Origin of the sequence: Streptomyces sp. CA-111067 (assembly GCF_050956065.1) — a bacterium.
Taxonomy (GTDB): domain Bacteria; phylum Actinomycetota; class Actinomycetes; order Streptomycetales; family Streptomycetaceae; genus Actinacidiphila.
In genome coordinates, this window is sequence record NZ_CP192103.1 from 7,056,554 (window position 1) to 7,073,524 (window position 16,971).

Annotated in this window: 13 protein-coding genes; 10 read left to right on the top strand and 3 right to left on the bottom strand. The window is 74.8% G+C overall.

What is annotated here, in order from left to right; all coding sequences use genetic code 11:
- The first annotated feature begins 3 nt into the window (after window positions 1–3).
- Entirely contained in the window at window positions 4–558 is a 555-nt protein-coding gene (locus tag ACQPW6_RS31455; RefSeq protein ID WP_433893096.1) for a GNAT family N-acetyltransferase, read from the top strand.
- Window positions 559–655: 97 nt separating this feature from the next.
- On the top strand, window positions 656–2,341 hold the full coding sequence (locus tag ACQPW6_RS31460; RefSeq protein WP_433893097.1) for a proline--tRNA ligase: 1,686 nt from the start codon (window positions 656–658) through the stop codon (window positions 2,339–2,341).
- A gap of 171 nt (window positions 2,342–2,512) precedes the next feature.
- On the opposite strand, the gene ACQPW6_RS31465 is transcribed toward ACQPW6_RS31460, so the two are convergent.
- The 3 genes from ACQPW6_RS31465 to ACQPW6_RS31475 form a co-directional block, all read right to left on the bottom strand.
- The gene (locus tag ACQPW6_RS31465) at window positions 2,513–3,451 is read right to left on the bottom strand and encodes an aminoglycoside phosphotransferase family protein (protein ID WP_433893098.1); all 939 of its coding nucleotides are present in this window, start codon (window positions 3,449–3,451) and stop codon (window positions 2,513–2,515) included.
- Window positions 3,452–4,035: 584 nt separating this feature from the next.
- Window positions 4,036–4,455: a DUF4439 domain-containing protein gene (locus ACQPW6_RS31470; protein ID WP_433893099.1), complete on the bottom strand. Its 420-nt coding sequence runs from the start codon at window positions 4,453–4,455 to the stop codon at window positions 4,036–4,038.
- A complete protein-coding gene (locus tag ACQPW6_RS31475; protein WP_433893100.1) occupies window positions 4,452–4,949 on the bottom strand; it encodes a hypothetical protein in 498 nt (165 codons plus the stop codon). The genes ACQPW6_RS31470 and ACQPW6_RS31475 overlap by 4 nt, the downstream gene beginning before the upstream one ends.
- A gap of 177 nt (window positions 4,950–5,126) precedes the next feature.
- Between ACQPW6_RS31475 and rimP the strand changes: the two genes are divergently transcribed.
- From rimP to ACQPW6_RS31515, 8 genes are all read left to right on the top strand, one after another.
- Window positions 5,127–5,717, top strand: coding sequence for a ribosome maturation factor RimP (gene rimP, locus ACQPW6_RS31480; protein ID WP_433893101.1), 591 nt, complete (start codon window positions 5,127–5,129; stop codon window positions 5,715–5,717).
- Between the two features lie 2 nt (window positions 5,718–5,719).
- Window positions 5,720–6,724 (top strand): transcription termination factor NusA, encoded by a 1,005-nt coding sequence (gene nusA, locus ACQPW6_RS31485; protein WP_433893102.1) that lies wholly within the window; start codon window positions 5,720–5,722, stop codon window positions 6,722–6,724.
- Window positions 6,725–6,826: 102 nt separating this feature from the next.
- Window positions 6,827–7,105 carry a YlxR family protein gene (locus ACQPW6_RS31490; protein WP_433893103.1) on the top strand — a complete coding sequence of 93 codons (279 nt, stop codon included), beginning with the start codon at window positions 6,827–6,829 and terminating at the stop codon, window positions 7,103–7,105.
- 162 nt (window positions 7,106–7,267) lie between these two features.
- Window positions 7,268–10,405: a translation initiation factor IF-2 gene (gene infB, locus ACQPW6_RS31495; protein ID WP_433893104.1), complete on the top strand. Its 3,138-nt coding sequence runs from the start codon at window positions 7,268–7,270 to the stop codon at window positions 10,403–10,405.
- Between the two features lie 130 nt (window positions 10,406–10,535).
- Window positions 10,536–10,829, top strand: coding sequence for a DUF503 domain-containing protein (locus ACQPW6_RS31500; protein WP_433893105.1), 294 nt, complete (start codon window positions 10,536–10,538; stop codon window positions 10,827–10,829).
- Between the two features lie 44 nt (window positions 10,830–10,873).
- A complete protein-coding gene (gene rbfA, locus ACQPW6_RS31505) occupies window positions 10,874–11,386 on the top strand; it encodes a 30S ribosome-binding factor RbfA (RefSeq protein WP_433893106.1) in 513 nt (170 codons plus the stop codon).
- On the top strand, window positions 11,383–12,270 hold the full coding sequence (truB, locus tag ACQPW6_RS31510) for a tRNA pseudouridine(55) synthase TruB (protein WP_433893107.1): 888 nt from the start codon (window positions 11,383–11,385) through the stop codon (window positions 12,268–12,270). Before rbfA ends, truB begins: the two co-directional genes overlap by 4 nt.
- A 372-nt stretch (window positions 12,271–12,642) precedes the next feature.
- Window positions 12,643–16,947 carry a serine protease gene (locus tag ACQPW6_RS31515; protein ID WP_433893108.1) on the top strand — a complete coding sequence of 1,435 codons (4,305 nt, stop codon included), beginning with the start codon at window positions 12,643–12,645 and terminating at the stop codon, window positions 16,945–16,947.
- Window positions 16,948–16,971 lie beyond the last annotated feature (24 nt).

Genomic DNA, 16,971 nt, shown 5'->3' on the forward strand with positions numbered 1-16,971 from the left:
CTCATGAAGAACGTGGTGGTCGGAGCGATCGACCTCGCCGTACAGGTGGACGAGGCACTGGCCGTGCAGGCCCAGGCCTTCGGCCTCGGCCCCGACGAGATCGCCATCCGGCGGCAGATCGTGCTGCGGCACCTGGCCTGCCCGGGCGCGCGGGCGCTCGGCGCGACCAGCGTGGCCGACGGCCGGCTGGTCGGCTTCGTCTACGGGATGCCCAACGACCGCAGCCACTGGTGGTCCAGCGTCGTCCAGCCGTACGTCCGCCGGGAGGGCAACGACGCCTGGCTCGACGACTCGTTCGTGATCACCGAGCTGCACGTACTGCCGCCGTTCCAGGGCCAGGGCATCGGCCGCCGGCTGATCACCGAGATCACCGACACCGCCACCGAGCCGCGCAGCATCCTGTCCGCGATCGACGGCGACAGCCCCGCCCGGCACCTCTACCGCGCGCTCGGCTACCGCGATCTGGCCCGCCCGGTGCACTTCCCGAGCGCGGCCCGCCCCTACGCGGTGATGGGCGCGCCGCTGCCGCTGCCGCGCAAGGAGCCGGCGCAGGCGTAGCAGCGCGGCCGGCGCGCGGATAAACCGTTTCGGTCCGCCCTGGGCGTCTCGGTACCCTCGCCGGACCCGAAACCCGCACCACCCCCAGGAGACCGCCATGGTCCTGCGCATGTCCCGGCTGCTGCTCAAGACGCTGCGCGACGCGCCGGCCGACGCGGAGACCACCAGCCACAAGCTGCTGGTCCGCGCCGGTTACGTACGCCGCACCTCGGCGGGCGTCTGGAGCTGGCTGCCGCTGGGCAAGCGGGTGCTCGACAACGTGGCCAGGGTGGTCCGCGAGGAGATGGACGCGATCGGCGGGCAGGAGATGCAACTGCCCATGCTGCTGCCCCGCGAGGCGTACGAGGCCACCGGCCGCGCCGCGGAGTACGGCGACCTGCTCTTCCAGCTCAAGGACCGCAAGGGCACGGACTACGTGCTCGGCCCCACCCACGAGGAGGTCTTCACCCAGCTGGTGAAGGACCAGTGCACGTCCTACAAGGACCTGCCGCTGATCCTCTACCAGATCCAGACCAAGTACCGGGACGAGGCCAGGCCCCGCTCCGGGGTGCTGCGCGGCCGCGAGTTCCAGATGAAGGACGCGTATTCGTTCGACCTCACCGACGAGGGGCTGGACGAGGCGTACCGGCTGCACCGGGCGGCCTACGTCCGGATCTTCGAGCGGCTCGGGCTCGACTACCGGATCGTGTCCGCGATCAGCGGCGCGATGGGCGGCTCGGCCTCCGAGGAGTTCCTCGCGCCCGCGGCGGCCGGCGAGGACACCTTCGCGGACTGCCCGGCCTGCGACTACGCGGCCAACACCGAGGCGGTCACCTTCACCGCCGCGCCCGCCGACGCGGCCGGCCACGGCCCGGTCGAGGAGCTCGACACCCCCGACACCCCCACCATCGAGGCGCTGGCCGCGCTGCTTCGGGTGCCGGCCTCGGCCACCCTGAAGAACCTGCTGGTACGGATCGACGGCGAGATCACCGCGGTCGGGGTGCCCGGCGACCGCGAGGTCGACCTCGGCAAGCTCGCCGAGCACCTGGCGCCGGCCACCGTGGAGCTCGTCACCGCCGAGTACTTCGCCGGCCGGCCCGACCTGGTACGCGGCTACGTCGGCCCGCAGGGCCTGGGCATCCGCTACCTCGCCGACCCCCGGATCGCGGCGGGCACGGCGTGGATCACCGGCGCCAACAAGTCCGGCCGGCACGCCGCGAACGTGGTCTGCGGCCGGGACTTCGACGTGGACCAGTACCTCGACGTGGTCACCGTCGAGGCCGGCGACCCCTGCCCCCGCTGCGGCACCGGCCTCACGCTGGACCGGGCGATCGAGATCGGCCACATCTTCCAGCTCGGCCGGCTGTACACCGACGCGTTCCAGGTCGACGTGCTGGACCGGGACGGCAAGCCGGTGCGGCCCACCATGGGCTGCTACGGCATCGGGGTGTCCCGCGCGGTCGCCGCGCTCGCCGAGCAGACCGCCGACGAACGGGGCCTGTGCTGGCCCCGCGAGATCGCCCCGGCCGAGGTGCACGTCGTCGCCGCCGGCAAGGCCGCGCAGAGCGAGCTGGCCGAGGAGGCCGCGACACGCCTTGAGGCGGCGGGCGTACGGGTGCTGCTCGACGACCGGGCGGGCGTCTCGCCGGGCGTGAAGTTCACCGACGCGGAACTCCTCGGCGTCCCCACGATCCTGATCGCCGGCCGCCGCGCGGCGGAGTCGGTGGTCGAGCTCAAGGACCGCCGCACCGGCACCCGGGAGGAACTGCCGCTGGCGGAGGCGCTGGAGCGGCTGGCGCGCTGACGGCTCGCCGCGGGGCGGTGTCGCCGGCGGCGGGGTCGACGGGCCGCGGGCTGGTTTGGCGCGGGCCGGTCGCGGCGCCGACGCTCTCCGGCGCGTGACGGCCTGGGCTCGGCCGGCTCGCTGCGCCGGGCCCGGCGGCCGGGCGGTCACCCCGGCCGGGCCGGCGCGGCGTCAGAGCCAGCTGGCGAACTCCAGCAGGAGTTCGCCGTCCTCGCGGCTGCCGAAGGACAGCGACCACAGGGCGGCCTCCACCGCGCGGAACAGCGACCAGCCGCGCAGCCGGTCCCGGTCCACCTCCAGGTCGGAGGCCAGCTTGGCGACCCGGCGGCGGGCGGCGGCCCGCGAACCCGGCTGCGCGGCCAGCGTCGGCAGCCGGTCCCTGACCAGCCAGGCCAGGTCGTACGCGGGCTCGCCGACCAGCGGCTTCGGGTCGATCGCCAGCCACGGTATGCGGTCGGCGGCGAGGACGTTGCCGTGGTGGTAGTCGCCGTGCAGCAGCACGGACTCCACCGGGTCGGCGAGCAGCCCGTCGCGCAGCTCCAGCGCCTCGTCCACCAAGGGGCGGGCGTCGGCCGCCCACGGCTGCTCGCGGCGCTCCCGCAGCACCGTGGCCAGCTCTTCGGTGTAGCCGGCCACGGTACGGAACGCGTGCGGCGCGGCCGGCGGCACCCACAGCCGGCGCAGCACGCCGGACGCCTCCAGCATCGCCTTGGGCTCGGCGAGTGAGCGCAGCGAGACATCGGCCTGGAGCCGTTCGAGCAGCATCACCCCGTGCTCGGGGTCGGCCCGCAGCAGGCGGACGGCGCCGTGGCCGTCCCAGTGCGCGAGGGCCGCATGCTCCTGGGCGCTCTCCCGGGTGATCATGCCCGCCTTGAGCACGGCGGGCGTGCCGTCGGCGGTCCGCACCAGCACGATCATGCTGATCTGGCCGCCGGCCGCGAAGACCCGCTCAGGCGTGAGCTCCCAGCGCCGGACGAAGTCCGCGACGAGCCCCGGCAGCGCCGCCAGCCACACCTGCCCCGGCTCGCCCTCCCACAGCCCGACGGTCCTGGCGAGCCGCTCCGGCGGATCAAGGCGTACGGGCTCGCCGCCCCCCGCTGCCGCGTCCATCAATCCGCCGTCCCTCCATCGCCCCGAGCGAGCCACCGTACCCCCCGGCCTCCGGCCACGTTACGACCCACCCACCACTTGCGCCGCCCCCGCCGCGCCCCGACGACCACTCCAGCCCCCCCGGACGGGCTGCCTCCCCGCGGGCCGGTTGGGGCTGGTCGCGCAGTTCCCCGCGCCCCTACCGGGACCCGGTTCGCCTTCCTAGGCGCGCTCGCCAAGCCCCCGGTCAAGGGGCCGCCCCAGCAGGGGCGCGGTCCGGGAACGACAGGGAGGAGCTGCGCGGAGCGGGGCACCCGGAGGGTGCGTTTGGGGGCGCGGGGAACGGCGCGACAAGCCCCCGCCGGGGGTGCGGTCCGGTAGCGACGGGAGGGGGCTGTTCGGGCGGGGTCGCCCGGAGGGCGGGTTTGGGGGCGCGGGGAACTGCGCGATCAGCCACCCGCCGGGGGGTGCGGTCCGGGAAGGACAGGGCGGGGCTGGGCGGTCGGCTCGCCCGCAGGGCGGCGAGGCCCCACCGGGGGTCGGGTGCGGCGGGCCACCGCAATGGGCTGAGGCGGGCGGCAGGCCGTGAAGTTTCGTGGGGCGAGCTACGCGCGCTCCGCCAGCCCGGGGAAAGGCGTGCTCGCGCCCCGCCAGCGAACCGCCCGCACCGCCGCATCCCGCATCGCCGCCGCCGCGTCGCGGCGGATCCCGCCGATCGCGAGCCGCACGACATCGCCGTGCGCCCCGGCCACCCGTTCCTCCAGGAACACCGCGAACCGCCCCGCCGCCTCCGGATCCCGTACCGCGAACGGCAGCTCGTAGGCCGCCGCCGCGTTCACCGGGGCGCCACCGAGATCGGCGACCGTGCGCCGCAGCGCGTCCCGCCTCGCCTGGTGCGCCTGCAAGCACTGGAGCGCCTCGGCCCGCCGGCCGACCGCGACCCGTCCGCCGACGACCCCGTACCCGTAGACCGCCGCATGCTCGGCGGCCAGCGCCGCCCGCGCCGCGTCGATGACCGTACTCATCCCGCACCTCCGAGCAGCGCCGCGTGCCCCGCCCCGGCCGCGGCGACGGACGCCATCAGCCGGGCCAGCTCGCCCGGCACGTCGAGCAGCACCTTCGCCCGCCGGTCCGCGAGCGTGCGCTCCGCGCCGGCCAGCGCGGCCAGCGCCCCCGCCGGAGTCGGGGGAGCGGTCGGAGCCGCCGTGCTCGCGGCAGCGGCCGAAGCGGTCGGCGGCACCCCGCCGAACGCCGTCACATGCCGGGCGACCTCCGCCCGCAGCGGCGCGAGCCGCGCCGCCAGCGAGGGATACGCGGCGATCACGCCGTCGTACTGCCCGGCGAGCGCCGCACTGTCGCGGGCCGCCGCGGCCTGTTCGGCCACCCCGGGCTCCGCGGCCGTGGACCGCGGCCGCCCGTCGTCGCCGCCGTCACGTTTCGAACACCCCGCCGCTCCGACCGCGAGCGCCGCCACCGCCACCACTCGGCGCCTGCTCGGCCGAGCCACCTCCGGGATCATGGCGGGAGTCTACGGTCCCGGGCCGGCCGCCACGGACCGGCCCACCAGGGGCCGCGGCCCCGCCGGAGGGCCGCACCCGGCGGCGTCAAGGGGGGTGGGAACTCCGGTAACCTGGGCTTCACACGCGACAGGCGAACTTCCCATGACAACAGCACACGCGGCCGAGGAGTCACCCGGATGAGCACCACCCAGAGCGAGAGGCTGCGCGCGCTGCTTGAGCCCGTTGTCGTCGAGACGGGACTTGAACTGGAAGAGGTCGCCCTGACCGCCGCGGGCAAGCGGCGGCAGCTGCTGGTCGTGGTGGATTCCGAGCAGGGCGTGCAGCTCGACGCGGTGGCCGGCCTCAGCCGGGCGCTGTCGGCGGCGCTCGACGCCTCGGACGCGATGGGCGACAGCGAGTACGTGCTCGAGGTGACCTCACCCGGCACCGACCGCCCGCTGACCGAGCCCCGGCACTTCGAGCGGAACGCCGGCCGGCTGGTGAAGCTCCAGCTCAAGGAGCGCGGCGAGCTGATCGCGCGGATCATGACGGTGGACGGCACCGGTCTCGACCTGGAGGTCCCGGGCGTGAAGGGCCGCAAGCCCAAGCCCGCCCGCGCCGAGTTCGCGGAGATCACCCGGGCCCGGGTGGAGGTCGAGTTCAACCGCAAGGGCACCGACGACCCGGACGACGGCGACGAAGCCGAGCACGACGACGAGCTCGACGCTGACAACACTGACAACACTGACAACGCTGACAACACTGACGAGAGCACTGAGGAGGCGTAGCCGTGGACATCGACATGAAGGCCCTGCGGGGCCTGGTACAGGAGCGGCAGATCTCGTTCGATCTGCTGGTCGGGGCCATCGAGTCGGCACTCCTCATCGCGTACCACCGCGAGCCGGGCAGCCACCGCAGGGCCCGGGTGGAGCTCGACCGCACCAGCGGCCATGTGACCGTGTGGGCCACCGAGGACCAGGAGGAGGCCGGTGAGGGCGCCGAGCCGCGCGAGTTCGACGACACGCCGACCGGCTTCGGCCGGATCGCCGCCTCCACCGCCAAACAGGTGATCCTGCAGCGGCTGCGCGACGCCGAGGACGACGTCACGTTCGGCGAGTACGCCGGCCGCGAGGGCGACATCGTCACCGGCATGGTGCAGCAGGGCAAGGACCCGAAGAACGTGCTGGTGGACATCGGCAAGCTGGAGGCCATCCTGCCGGTGCAGGAGCAGGTCCCCGGCGAGGACTACAAGCACGGCACCCGGCTGCGCAGCTACGTCGTCCGGGTGGTCAAGGGCGTCCGCGGCCCGTCGGTGACCCTGTCGCGTACCCACCCGAACCTGGTGAAGAAGCTGTTCGCGCTGGAGGTCCCGGAGATCGCCGACGGCTCCGTGGTGATCGAGGCCATCGCCCGGGAGGCCGGCCACCGCAGCAAGATCGCGGTGCGCTCCACCCGCTCCGGGCTGAACGCCAAGGGCGCCTGCATCGGCCCGATGGGCTCCCGGGTGCGCGCGGTGATGGCCGAGCTGAACGGCGAGAAGATCGACATCGTCGACTGGGCCGACGACCCGGCCGAGATGGTGGCGAACGCGCTGTCCCCGGCCCGGGTCTCGCACGTCGAGGTGGTGGACGCCGCCGCGCGGTCCGCCCGGGTCACCGTGCCCGACTACCAGCTGTCACTGGCCATCGGCAAGGAGGGCCAGAACGCCCGGCTCGCCGCCCGGCTGACCGGCTGGCGGATCGACATCAGGCCGGACACGGAACCGATGCCGCTGCCGCCGGGCACGGAGGAGTAACCACCGGGCACGGCCCGGCAACCGGCGGGTCAAGGACAAACGAACAGGCGTACGTCGACTAACTCGTAGGAGTGAGGTCGTTGCGGGGAGGTAGACTAAAAGGTGTCTGGTCGGACGCTGTCCCGGGCATGCCCTGAGCGAACCTGCGTGGGCTGTCGGCAGCGGGCGGCCAAGATCGATCTGCTGCGTGTGGTGGTGGACGGGGACGCGTGCGTTCCCGATCATCGCGGTACGCTGCCCGGTCGGGGCGCTTATCTGCACCCCGCCCTTGCCTGCTTTGACCTGGCAGTCCGTCGCCGGGCGTTCGGCAGGGCCTTCCGAGGCCCGGTCCCGCCCGATACCGCGGAATTGCGCCGGTTCGTCGAGCAGGCAGCCCCGTAAGAACCCGTAAGAAGAGAACGGCACGGCACACCGTGCGGTCAGGTACCTCGCGAGATGGAAGTAGGTCGAGATTGCGATGAGCACTCGATGAGTACGCGATGAGTACGCCCATGAAGTAGCGACGGTCCGGCGGACGATCACCCCGGACCTAAAAGGAGCGAAGTGGCTAAGGTCCGGGTATACGAGCTCGCCAAGGAGATGGGAGTGGAGAGCAAGGTCGTCATGGCCAAGCTCCAGGAACTCGGCGAATTCGTCCGTTCGGCGTCCTCGACCATCGAGGCGCCGGTTGTCCGCAAGTTGACCGATGCGTTCCAGGGACCCGGCGGTGGCGCCGGCAAGTCCGCTGCGAAGCCGTCGGCCCCGCGCAAGAGCACGCCTTCCCCCGCGGCACCCCGCGCGGCAGGCACCACCAGCACGCCGGCCCCCGGGCCGGCCCGTCCCGCCGCGCCCGGTCCCAGGCCCGCCGCCGGCGGCCCCGTCACGCCGGCCCCGGCCGGCAGCAACGGCTCCGGGTCCGCGGCCGGTCCGCGCCCCGGCCCCAAGCCGGCCCCGGCGGCACCCGCCGCCCCGGCTCCGGCACCGGCCCCCGCGCCGTCCAAGCCCGCCCCGTCGGCGCCGGTCCCGGCTGCCGACTTCCAGGCGCCGCCGTCCGCCCCCGCGCCCTCGACCGCACCGCGTTCCGGTGCGACCCCGGGCCCGCGCCCCGCTCGTCCGGCCCCGGCCGGCCAGGGCGGCGCGAGGGACGGCCAGCAGCGTGACGGCCAGCGTCCCGGCCGCCCCGCGGCCGGCGGCCAGAGCGGTGCCCGCCCCGGCGGCGCCCGCCCGGCCGGCCCGCGGCCCGGCAACAACCCGTTCACGTCCGGCGGCTCCACCGGTATGCAGCGCCCCGGCGGCGCCCCGCGTCCCGGCGGCGGCCAGGGCGGCGCCCCGCGTCCCGCGGGTCCCGGCGGCGGCGCTCCGCGCCCCGGTGGTGCCCCGCGTCCCGGCGGCGGTGCCCAGGGCGGTCCCGGCGGCGCACGTCCGGCCCCCGGCGGCATGCCCCGTCCGCAGTCGGCGGGCCCGCGTCCCAACCCCGGCATGATGCCGCAGCGTCCGGCCCCGTCCCCGGGCGGTCGCCCGGGCGGCGGTCCCGGTGGTCGCAGCGGCGGCCCCGGCGGTCGTCCCGGCGGCGGTCCCGGCGCGCGTCCCGGTGGTGGCGGCGGCTTCGCCGGCCGTCCCGCGGGTCCGGGCGGCGGCGGTCGTCCCGGCGGTGGCGGTGGCGGCTTCGGCGGTCCCCGTCCCGGTGGCGGCGCCCCCGGCGGTGGCGGCGGCTTCGGCCCCCGTCCCGGCGGCTTCGGCGGACGTCCCGGCGGCCCGGGTGGCCGTGGCGGCACGCAGGGCGCGTTCGGTCGCGGCCCCGGCGGTCGTCCGGCGCGCGGCCGTAAGAGCAAGCGCCAGCGGCGCCAGGAGTACGAGGCCATGCAGGCCCCGTCCGTGGGCGGCGTGCTGCTGCCCCGCGGCAACGGCCAGACCGTGCGGCTGTCGCGCGGTGCCTCGCTCACCGACTTCGCCGAGAAGATCAACGCCAACCCGGCGTCGCTCGTCCAGGTGATGCTGAACCTCGGTGAGATGGTCACGGCGACCCAGTCGGTGTCCGACTCCACCCTGGAGCTGCTCGCCGGCGAGATGAACTACGTGCTGGAGATCGTCAGCCCGGAGGAGGAGGACCGCGAGCTGCTCGAGTCGTTCTCCATCGAGTTCGGTGAGGACGAGGGCGGCGAGGAGATGCTCGTCTCCCGTCCGCCGGTCGTGACCGTCATGGGTCACGTCGACCACGGTAAGACCCGGCTCCTCGACGCGATCCGCAAGACCAACGTGGTCGCGGGCGAGGCGGGCGGCATCACCCAGCACATCGGTGCCTACCAGGTCGCCACCGAGGTCAACGGCGAAGAGCGCGCGATCACCTTCATCGACACCCCGGGCCACGAGGCGTTCACCGCCATGCGTGCCCGCGGTGCCAAGTCCACCGACATCGCGATCCTGGTGGTCGCGGCCAACGACGGTGTGATGCCGCAGACGATCGAGGCGCTGAACCACGCCAAGGCGGCCGACGTGCCGATCGTGGTCGCGGTCAACAAGATCGACGTCGAGGGCGCCGACCCGACCAAGGTGCGCGGCCAGCTCACCGAGTTCGGGCTGGTGGCCGAGGAGTACGGCGGCGACACCATGTTCGTCGACATCTCCGCCAAGCAGGGTCTGAACATCGACTCGCTGCTCGAAGCGGTCATCCTGACCGCCGACGCCTCGCTCGACCTGCGGGCCAACCCGGAGCAGGACGCGCAGGGCATCGCGATCGAGGCGCACCTGGACAAGGGGCGCGGCGCCGTGGCGACCGTCCTGGTCCAGCGCGGCACGCTGCGGGTCGGCGACACCATGGTGGTCGGCGACGCGTACGGCAGGGTCCGCGCGATGCTCGACGACAAGGGCGACAACGTGGAAGAGGCGACGCCCTCGACCCCGGTCCTGGTCCTCGGTCTGACCAACGTCCCCGGCGCGGGCGACAACTTCCTCGTCGTGGACGAGGACCGCACCGCCCGGCAGATCGCCGAGAAGCGCGCCGCCCGCGAGCGCAACGTCCGCTTCGCCCGCAAGGGTGTGCGGTTCTCCCTGGAGAACCTGGACGAGGCCCTCAAGGCCGGTCTGGTGCAGGAGCTCAACCTCATCATCAAGGGCGACGCGTCCGGTTCGGTGGAGGCCCTCGAGTCCTCGCTGCTCCAGCTCGACGTCGGCGAAGAGGTCGAGATCCGGGTGCTGCACCGCGGCGTGGGTGCCGTCACCGAGTCGGACATCGACCTGGCGACCGGCTCCGACGCGATCGTGATCGGCTTCAACGTCCGTGCGGCCGGCCGGGCCGCGCAGATGGCCGAGCGCGAGGGTGTGGACGTCCGCTACTACTCGGTGATCTACCAGGCCATCGAGGAGATCGAAGCGGCGCTCAAGGGCATGCTCAAGCCGGAGTACGAGGAGGTGGAGCTCGGCACCGCCGAGATCCGCGAGGTCTTCCGCTCCTCCAAGCTGGGCAACATCGCCGGTGTGCTGGTCCGCTCCGGCGAGGTCAAGCGCAACACCAAGGCGCGCCTGCTCCGTGACGGCAAGGTCATCGCGGAGAGCCTCAACATCGACGGGCTGCGGCGCTTCAAGGACGACGTCACCGAGATCCGTGAAGGTTACGAGGGCGGTATCAACCTCGGTAACTACAACGACATCAAGATCGACGACGTCATCGCCACGTACGAGATGCGGGAGAAGCCGCGCGGCTGATCCAGCGCCTCGACACGAGCGTTAACCCGGTGTGAGCCGGGTGTGAGTCCGGTGTGACGACAGCCGGGGCCGGTCCGCGGAAGGTAATTCCGTCGATCGGCCCCGGCCGTCGCGTGTACCGTTCATTCCCATGTACGCAGGCACTCTGTGCTTCGACCTCCTGCTCGGCGACGTACGGTCGCTGAAGGAGAAGAGATCGCTGGTCCGTCCGATCGTCGCCGAGCTGCACCGCAAGTTCGCGGTCAGCGTCGCGGAGACCGGCGACCAGGATCTGTACCGCAGGGCTGAGATAGGCATCGCGGTGGTGTCCGGCGACCTCGGGCACCTCAAGGACGTACTCGACCGGTGCGAGCGCTGGATGATCGCCCGTCCAGAGGTGGAACTGCTGTCGGTCAGGCAGCGCGTCCACGGCGGCGATGACTGAGACGACCGAACCGAAGAACAGACCGAAGAAGAGAGAAGAAGACGATGACCGACACCGCGCGGGCGCGCAAGCTGGCCGACCGCATCCGGGTCGTGGTCGCGGAGACCCTGCAACGGCGGATCAAGGATCCGCGGCTGGGTTATGTGACGATCACCGACACCCGGGTCACCGGTGACCTGCGGGAGGCGACGGTCTTCTACACGGTCTACGGCGACGACGAGGAGCGCGCCGCGTCCGCCGCCGCACTGGAGAGCGCCAAGGGTGTGCTGCGCTCCGAGGTCGGCCGGCAGACCGGGGTGCGGTTCACCCCCAGCCTGGCTTTCGTCGCCGACGCGCTGCCCGACAACGCCAAGACCATCACCGACCTGCTCGCCAAGGCCCGCGCGGCCGACGAGGAGGTCCGCAAGGCCGCCACCGACGCGCAGTACGCGGGCGACGCGGACCCGTACCGCAAGCCGGCCGACGACGATGACATCGACGACGACATCGACGACGACCTGGATGACGCGCCCGACGAGGCGCCCGCCCACGGTGAGGACGGTTCTTCGCCGGCATGACGAGCAGGAAAGAGGGTCCGTCCGGGCTGGTGATCGTGGACAAGCCCGGCGGGCTCACCTCACACGGGGTGGTCTCCCGGCTGCGCCGGCTGGCCGGCACCCGGCGGGTCGGGCACGCCGGCACGCTGGATCCGATGGCCACCGGCGTGCTGGTCATCGGGGTCGAGAAGGCCACCCGGCTGCTCGGACACCTGGCGCTGACCGAGAAGGAGTACACGGCCACGATCCGGCTCGGCCAGGCCACGGTGACCGACGACGCGGAGGGGGAGGTCACCGAGACCGCCTCCGCCGCGGGGGTCACCCGCGAGGCGGTGGATGCCGGGATCGCCGCGCTCACCGGGCCGATCCAGCAGGTGCCGTCCAAGGTCAGCGCGATCAAGGTGGGCGGGGTGCGGTCGTACACCCGGGTACGGGAGGGCGAGGAGTTCGAGCTGCCCGCCCGGCCGGTGACCGTCTCTTCTTTCACCGTCCAGGACCTGCGCGCCGAGGGCGACACGCTGGACCTCGACGTCACGGTGGTCTGCTCCTCCGGCACGTACATCCGCGCACTGGCCCGCGACCTGGGCGCCGGCCTGGGCGTAGGCGGCCACCTCACGGCCCTGCGCCGCACCCGGGTCGGCCCCTACACCCTGTCCGCCGCCCACACCCTGCCCCAGCTGGAGGAGACCTTCGCGTTCCTCCCGATCGCCGAGGCCGCGGCAGCGGCGTTCCCCCGCTGGGACGCTGACGCTGATCAGTCCCGGTTGCTGGCCCACGGCGTCCGCATCACCCTCCCCCCGCTGCCCCCGGGCCCGAACGCGGTCTTCGACCCCGACGGCCGCCTCTTGGCCCTCGTAGAGGAACACGCGGGCCAAGCCAAAATCCTGGCCGGCTTCGCCCCATAGCCCCGGGCACGGTTCGGGGCTGCCCCGGCGTCATCAGGGGCGCGGGGAACTGCGCGACAAGCCACGACGGGCCCGCGGGCGGCCGATTGCCCAGCCACTTGCGGTGGTTGCCGGGCCCCCGGCGGACGGGGGAAGCGCGGCCTCAGGGGGAGCCGTGAGAGCGGGGCCGTCTGTCCCCTGAGCGACCCCGCTTCACGTCCCCCCGCCTGGTCCTATCCACCCCGCACCCGAAAATCACTCCAACGGGCGGGCGCTCGGAGTGAACCACGGGAGCATTGGGGGGCGCTCTTTCCCCGCGATCTAGGCGGGAGATCATCGTGCGCCTACCGTCGAAGCGGGACGAATCGGGGCGCGGCGGCGGGGAGGTGCCCAATGGCGGCACGGGTGACCGGACCTGACCAGGCGCTGGTACGGGTCTGCGACCTGGCCGGACGGCCACGCGGCAGCGGTTTCCTGGCGGACACCGAAGGCACGATGATCACCAGTCACGAAGCCGTGGACGGGCTCGCGCGACTCGTACTGCACGCCCCCGGCGACCAGATCTGCCTGGTCGAGGCCGCCGCCATCACCGTACTGCCCGAGGCGGGCCTCGCCCTCGTCGCCACCGAGGGCCTGACCCTGCCGCCGCTGCCCGTCGCGCCGGGCGGCCCCGCGCACCCCGGCGGCCGGGTGAGGCTGAGGCTGCCGGGCCCCGCCGAGGGCGCGGTGATCGGCACCGCCGCCGTCACGTACACCGCCACCGACCGCTTCCACCTGCTGGAGGAGGTCTACGAACTGTCCCTGGACAGCCCCGACCCGAACGGTATCCCGCCGCAGGCGTCCGGCGCCCCCGTGTTCGACGCGGCGACCGGCGCGGTGCTGGCCGTCCTCGCCACCGCGCTGCACGCCGGCCACCGGGCCGCGGGCTTCGCCGTCCCGCTGCGCGCCCAGGACGCGCCGCCGCCGCTCGCGGACCTGCTCGCGCGCAACGCGGCCACCGTCCCCGCGTACGGTCCGCACCTCAACCTCGCCGGCGCGCTCCAGCTCACCGGCACCTCGGTCGGCACGGCGGCCGGACCCGGCCCGTGGCGCGAGCCGGTGAGCCGCCCCGAAGTGGCCGCCGCGCTGGGCGACTTCCTCGACCTGCGCGGCCCGTCCGCGCCCCTCGTGCTGGGCCTGGTCGGCGAGCCCGGCAGCGGACGCAGCACCGAACTGGCCGCGCTCGCCGCCCGCCGGGCGCGGGGCCCGCTGCCGCAGCCCACCGTCTGGCTGCGCGGGGCCGAACTGCGGCCGGGTGACGGCGGGATCAAGGACGCGGTGGAGCGCGCGCTGCGCACCGCCGCCCGGATCGTCGGCGCGGCGCGGTCCCCGTACGAGGCCGAGGGGCCCGCGGTCGGTGCGGGCGACCCCACCGACGCGGTCGCCGAGCTCGCCGGGGCCGCCGGCCGGCCGCTGCTCGTACTCCTCGACGGTCCCGAGGAGATGCCGCCGGTGCTCGCGCACGCGCTGGCGGACTGGACGGCGGGCACGGTGAGTTGGCTGCGCGCCGGCGGGGTGCGGCTGATCGTGGCGTGCCGGCCCGAGCACTGGGAGCAGGCCGGGGCGCTGCTGCCGGCCGGGTTCGCGTACGGGGTGCCGTCCGGCGGCCGCCCGCTGCCGCCCTGCCTGCGGCTCGGCGACCTGACCGAGGACCAGGCGTCCGGCGCCCGGATCCGCTACGGCCTGGCGCCGGCCGCCCTCGCGCCCGTCGACGCGGCCCATCCGCTGGCGATGCGGCTGCTGTCCGAGGTGCGGGCCGCGCTGCCCGAGGGCGGCGCGGCGCACGGCGGCGGCCCGCCGACCCGCGAGGAGATCTTCGGCGCGCACCTGGATCTCGTCTGCCTGCGGATCGCGGTACGTCTGGCAGCCGGCCGCGAGCCCCCGCTGCGAGGCACGGCCGTCCGCCGGCTGGCCGCCCGGGTGGCCGGCCAGGTCCACGAGGCAGCCCGCCGTTGCCTGGGCCCCGGCCAGGGGGAACTCGACCGCGAGGCGTTCGAGGAACTCTTCCCCTGGCGCACAGGCTGGGCCTCCGCAGTCCTCACGGAGGGCCTCATCGCCCCGGCTGGAGCGGGCTACCGCTTCGCGCAGGAGGAGCTCGCGGACTGGCTCCAGGGCCTCCACCTCGACCTCCACGAAGCGCTCTACGCCTTGATCCACCGCTGGTCCCCACTCCCCACCCTTGCCCCGGCACCGACCGCAAATGGCTTGGCGGGCCCCTCGCCTGCGGGCCGCATCGTGGCTGATCGCGCAGTTCCCCGCGCCCCTTTCGGGGCGCAGCCCGTTTCCCCGCCGGGATCGCCCGACGCGGAGTGGCCGGGTGCCCCCGGTTACTCCGGGGGTGCGGGGAACTGCGCGGCCGGCCCCGACCGGGGGTGTGGTCCGGAGGCGACCTCAGGTGGCTGGGCGGGCGGGTCTTGGCCCGGTGTCTCGGAGGACACGGGGTTCTGCCAGACGTGCGTCCGCGCGGGCGGGGCTTGCCCCGGTCACCCCGGGGGCGCGGGGAACTGCGCGGCCGGCCCCGACCGGGGGTGTGGTCCGGAGGCGACCTCAGGTGGCTGGGCGGGCGGGCCTTGGCCCGGTGCCTCCGGGGACGCGGGGTGCCAGATGTGCGGCGTCGCGGGTTGCCCCGGCCACCCCGGGGGCGCGGGGAACTGCGCGGCCGGCCCCGACCGGGGGCACGGGCCGGAGGCGACCGCAAGTGGCTTGGCGGGCGGCTCGCCCGCAGGGCGCGCGGGGGCGAACCGGGAGGCTGGGTTGCCGGGGGAAGCGCCCGTGCGGCTGCCCTCTAAAGCGAGTGCGCGGGCCGGGCAGCCGCCCCCCGTGCCGCCGGCCCCGGCGATCGGGCCGGCCTCGTCGCCCCGGTCGCTGCCGGTGCCCCGGCACCGCGCCGCCCCCGTCGTCCAGGCGCTGCTGCACTGCGCGCACCGCCCCGAGACCCTCGCCCACCACCTCACCGCCCTCGTCGAGGCACTCGACCACGAACCGACCGCGCCGTCACCGCCCGACGCCCGGCGGGCGGACGCCGTGTGGTGGGCCGCGCACCTGGTGCGCGAGGTGCTGACGCGGGTCTCCGACGCCGAGGCGTACTGGCCGGTGCTGTGCGGCCTCGCCGACCGGGTGGCGGCCCGCGCGGTGGCGTGTGGCGGGTTCGATCCCCAAGCGCTGGGCGGACTGGGCGAGTTCGGCCCGCGCTTCTGGCAGAGCCTGCCGCTGCCCCCGGCGCACCGGCTGGAACTGCTGCGCGCGCTCCTGCCCGCCGACCCCCCGCCACCCGCGCGGGACCGGTTCCTGGACGCCGTGGTCGGCGTGCTGCGGGAGGTGCCGGGGAAGGCCGTGGCCGTCCTCTGCGGCTGGTTCGGGGACGACCGGGCGCTCCAGGCCGGGCCGGGGGCGGGGCGGCCCATGACCGTCGCCTCGGCCGCCCAGGCCGTCCTGCACACGCACCGCCGCCTCGCCGTCGACGACCTCACGGAAGCACTGGTGGACGCGGCCCACCCGGCCGCCGACGACGTCCTGGCCGCGCTCGCCGAGGACGAGCCCTCGGCGCTGTGCCGCGCCGTGGACCGCTGGGCCCACGACCCGCGCCCCGACCGCCATGTCGCGGCAGCCACGTACGGCCGCCGTGCCGCGCCGTTCATACGGTCCGAGGCCGACCGAGAGCTGCTGCGTTATGCCGCGCTCGCGATCCTGGCCCGCCCCGGCGACTGCTCGCTGCACGGCGCCGCGCTGGGGCTGCTGGTCCGCGACCCGGCGACCCGTTCGCGCCATCTGCCCGCCGCCCTCGCGCACTTCGCCACCGGCGACCCCCAACTGCCCGCTTCCGCGCTGGCCGAGGCGATGTCCACCCACCCGGAGCAGGTGCTCGCCGCGTTCGGCCGCCGGCTGCGTACCGCCGGTTCGGCCGCCGTCGAACTGCTCCCGGAGCTCGCGGAGATCACCGATCCCGCCCTCTCCCGCCGGGTGGCGGCCCTGGTCCAGGACCACGTGCTGCGCCGCCCGGAGAGCGCCCCCGCCGCGGCCCGCTTCATCGACCTGCGGCTCGAACAGGGCCCGAGCGTGCGCGCCGTGCTGCTGCCGCTCACCGCGGCCCTGCTGCACGACCACCCCGCCCCGGTGCGCCGCGCGCTCGCCCCGGTGCTGGCAGCCCCCGGCACCCACCTGTCCCGGCCGCTGCGGCAGGAACTCCTCGACATGGCGCTGGCCGCCGAGCGCGACCAGGAGGTGCTGCACGCCCTGCTCACCGCGGCGGCGGACGGCTGCCGCCGCCGTCCGCCCGTCCTCACCCGCGACCTGGTGCACCGGCTCGGCCTGCTGCTCGGCCGTACCCCGGAGGGCGCCACCCGCTTCGACGGCCGGATCGTGGCGCTGGCGACGGCGTCCCCCGACTTCGCCCGGATGGTCGCGGACTGGGTCGGCCGGGACGGCGACCCGGCCTGGGACGCGGTGATCGGCCCGAGCGCGCGCCACCGCCTGCACTCCGCGAGCGGCACCTGGAGCACGGGGAACACCGGGACCGCGGGAGCCATCGAGACCGCGGGAGCCACCGGCACCGCGGGAACCACAAGGACCGCTGGGCGCACCGCAATCGCGGAGAACACCGGGACCACCGCTACCGGGACCACCCCTCAACCCCGGCTGGAAACCGCCCATACGCCGTGAATCCGCGCGCCCTGCGGCCCCCCG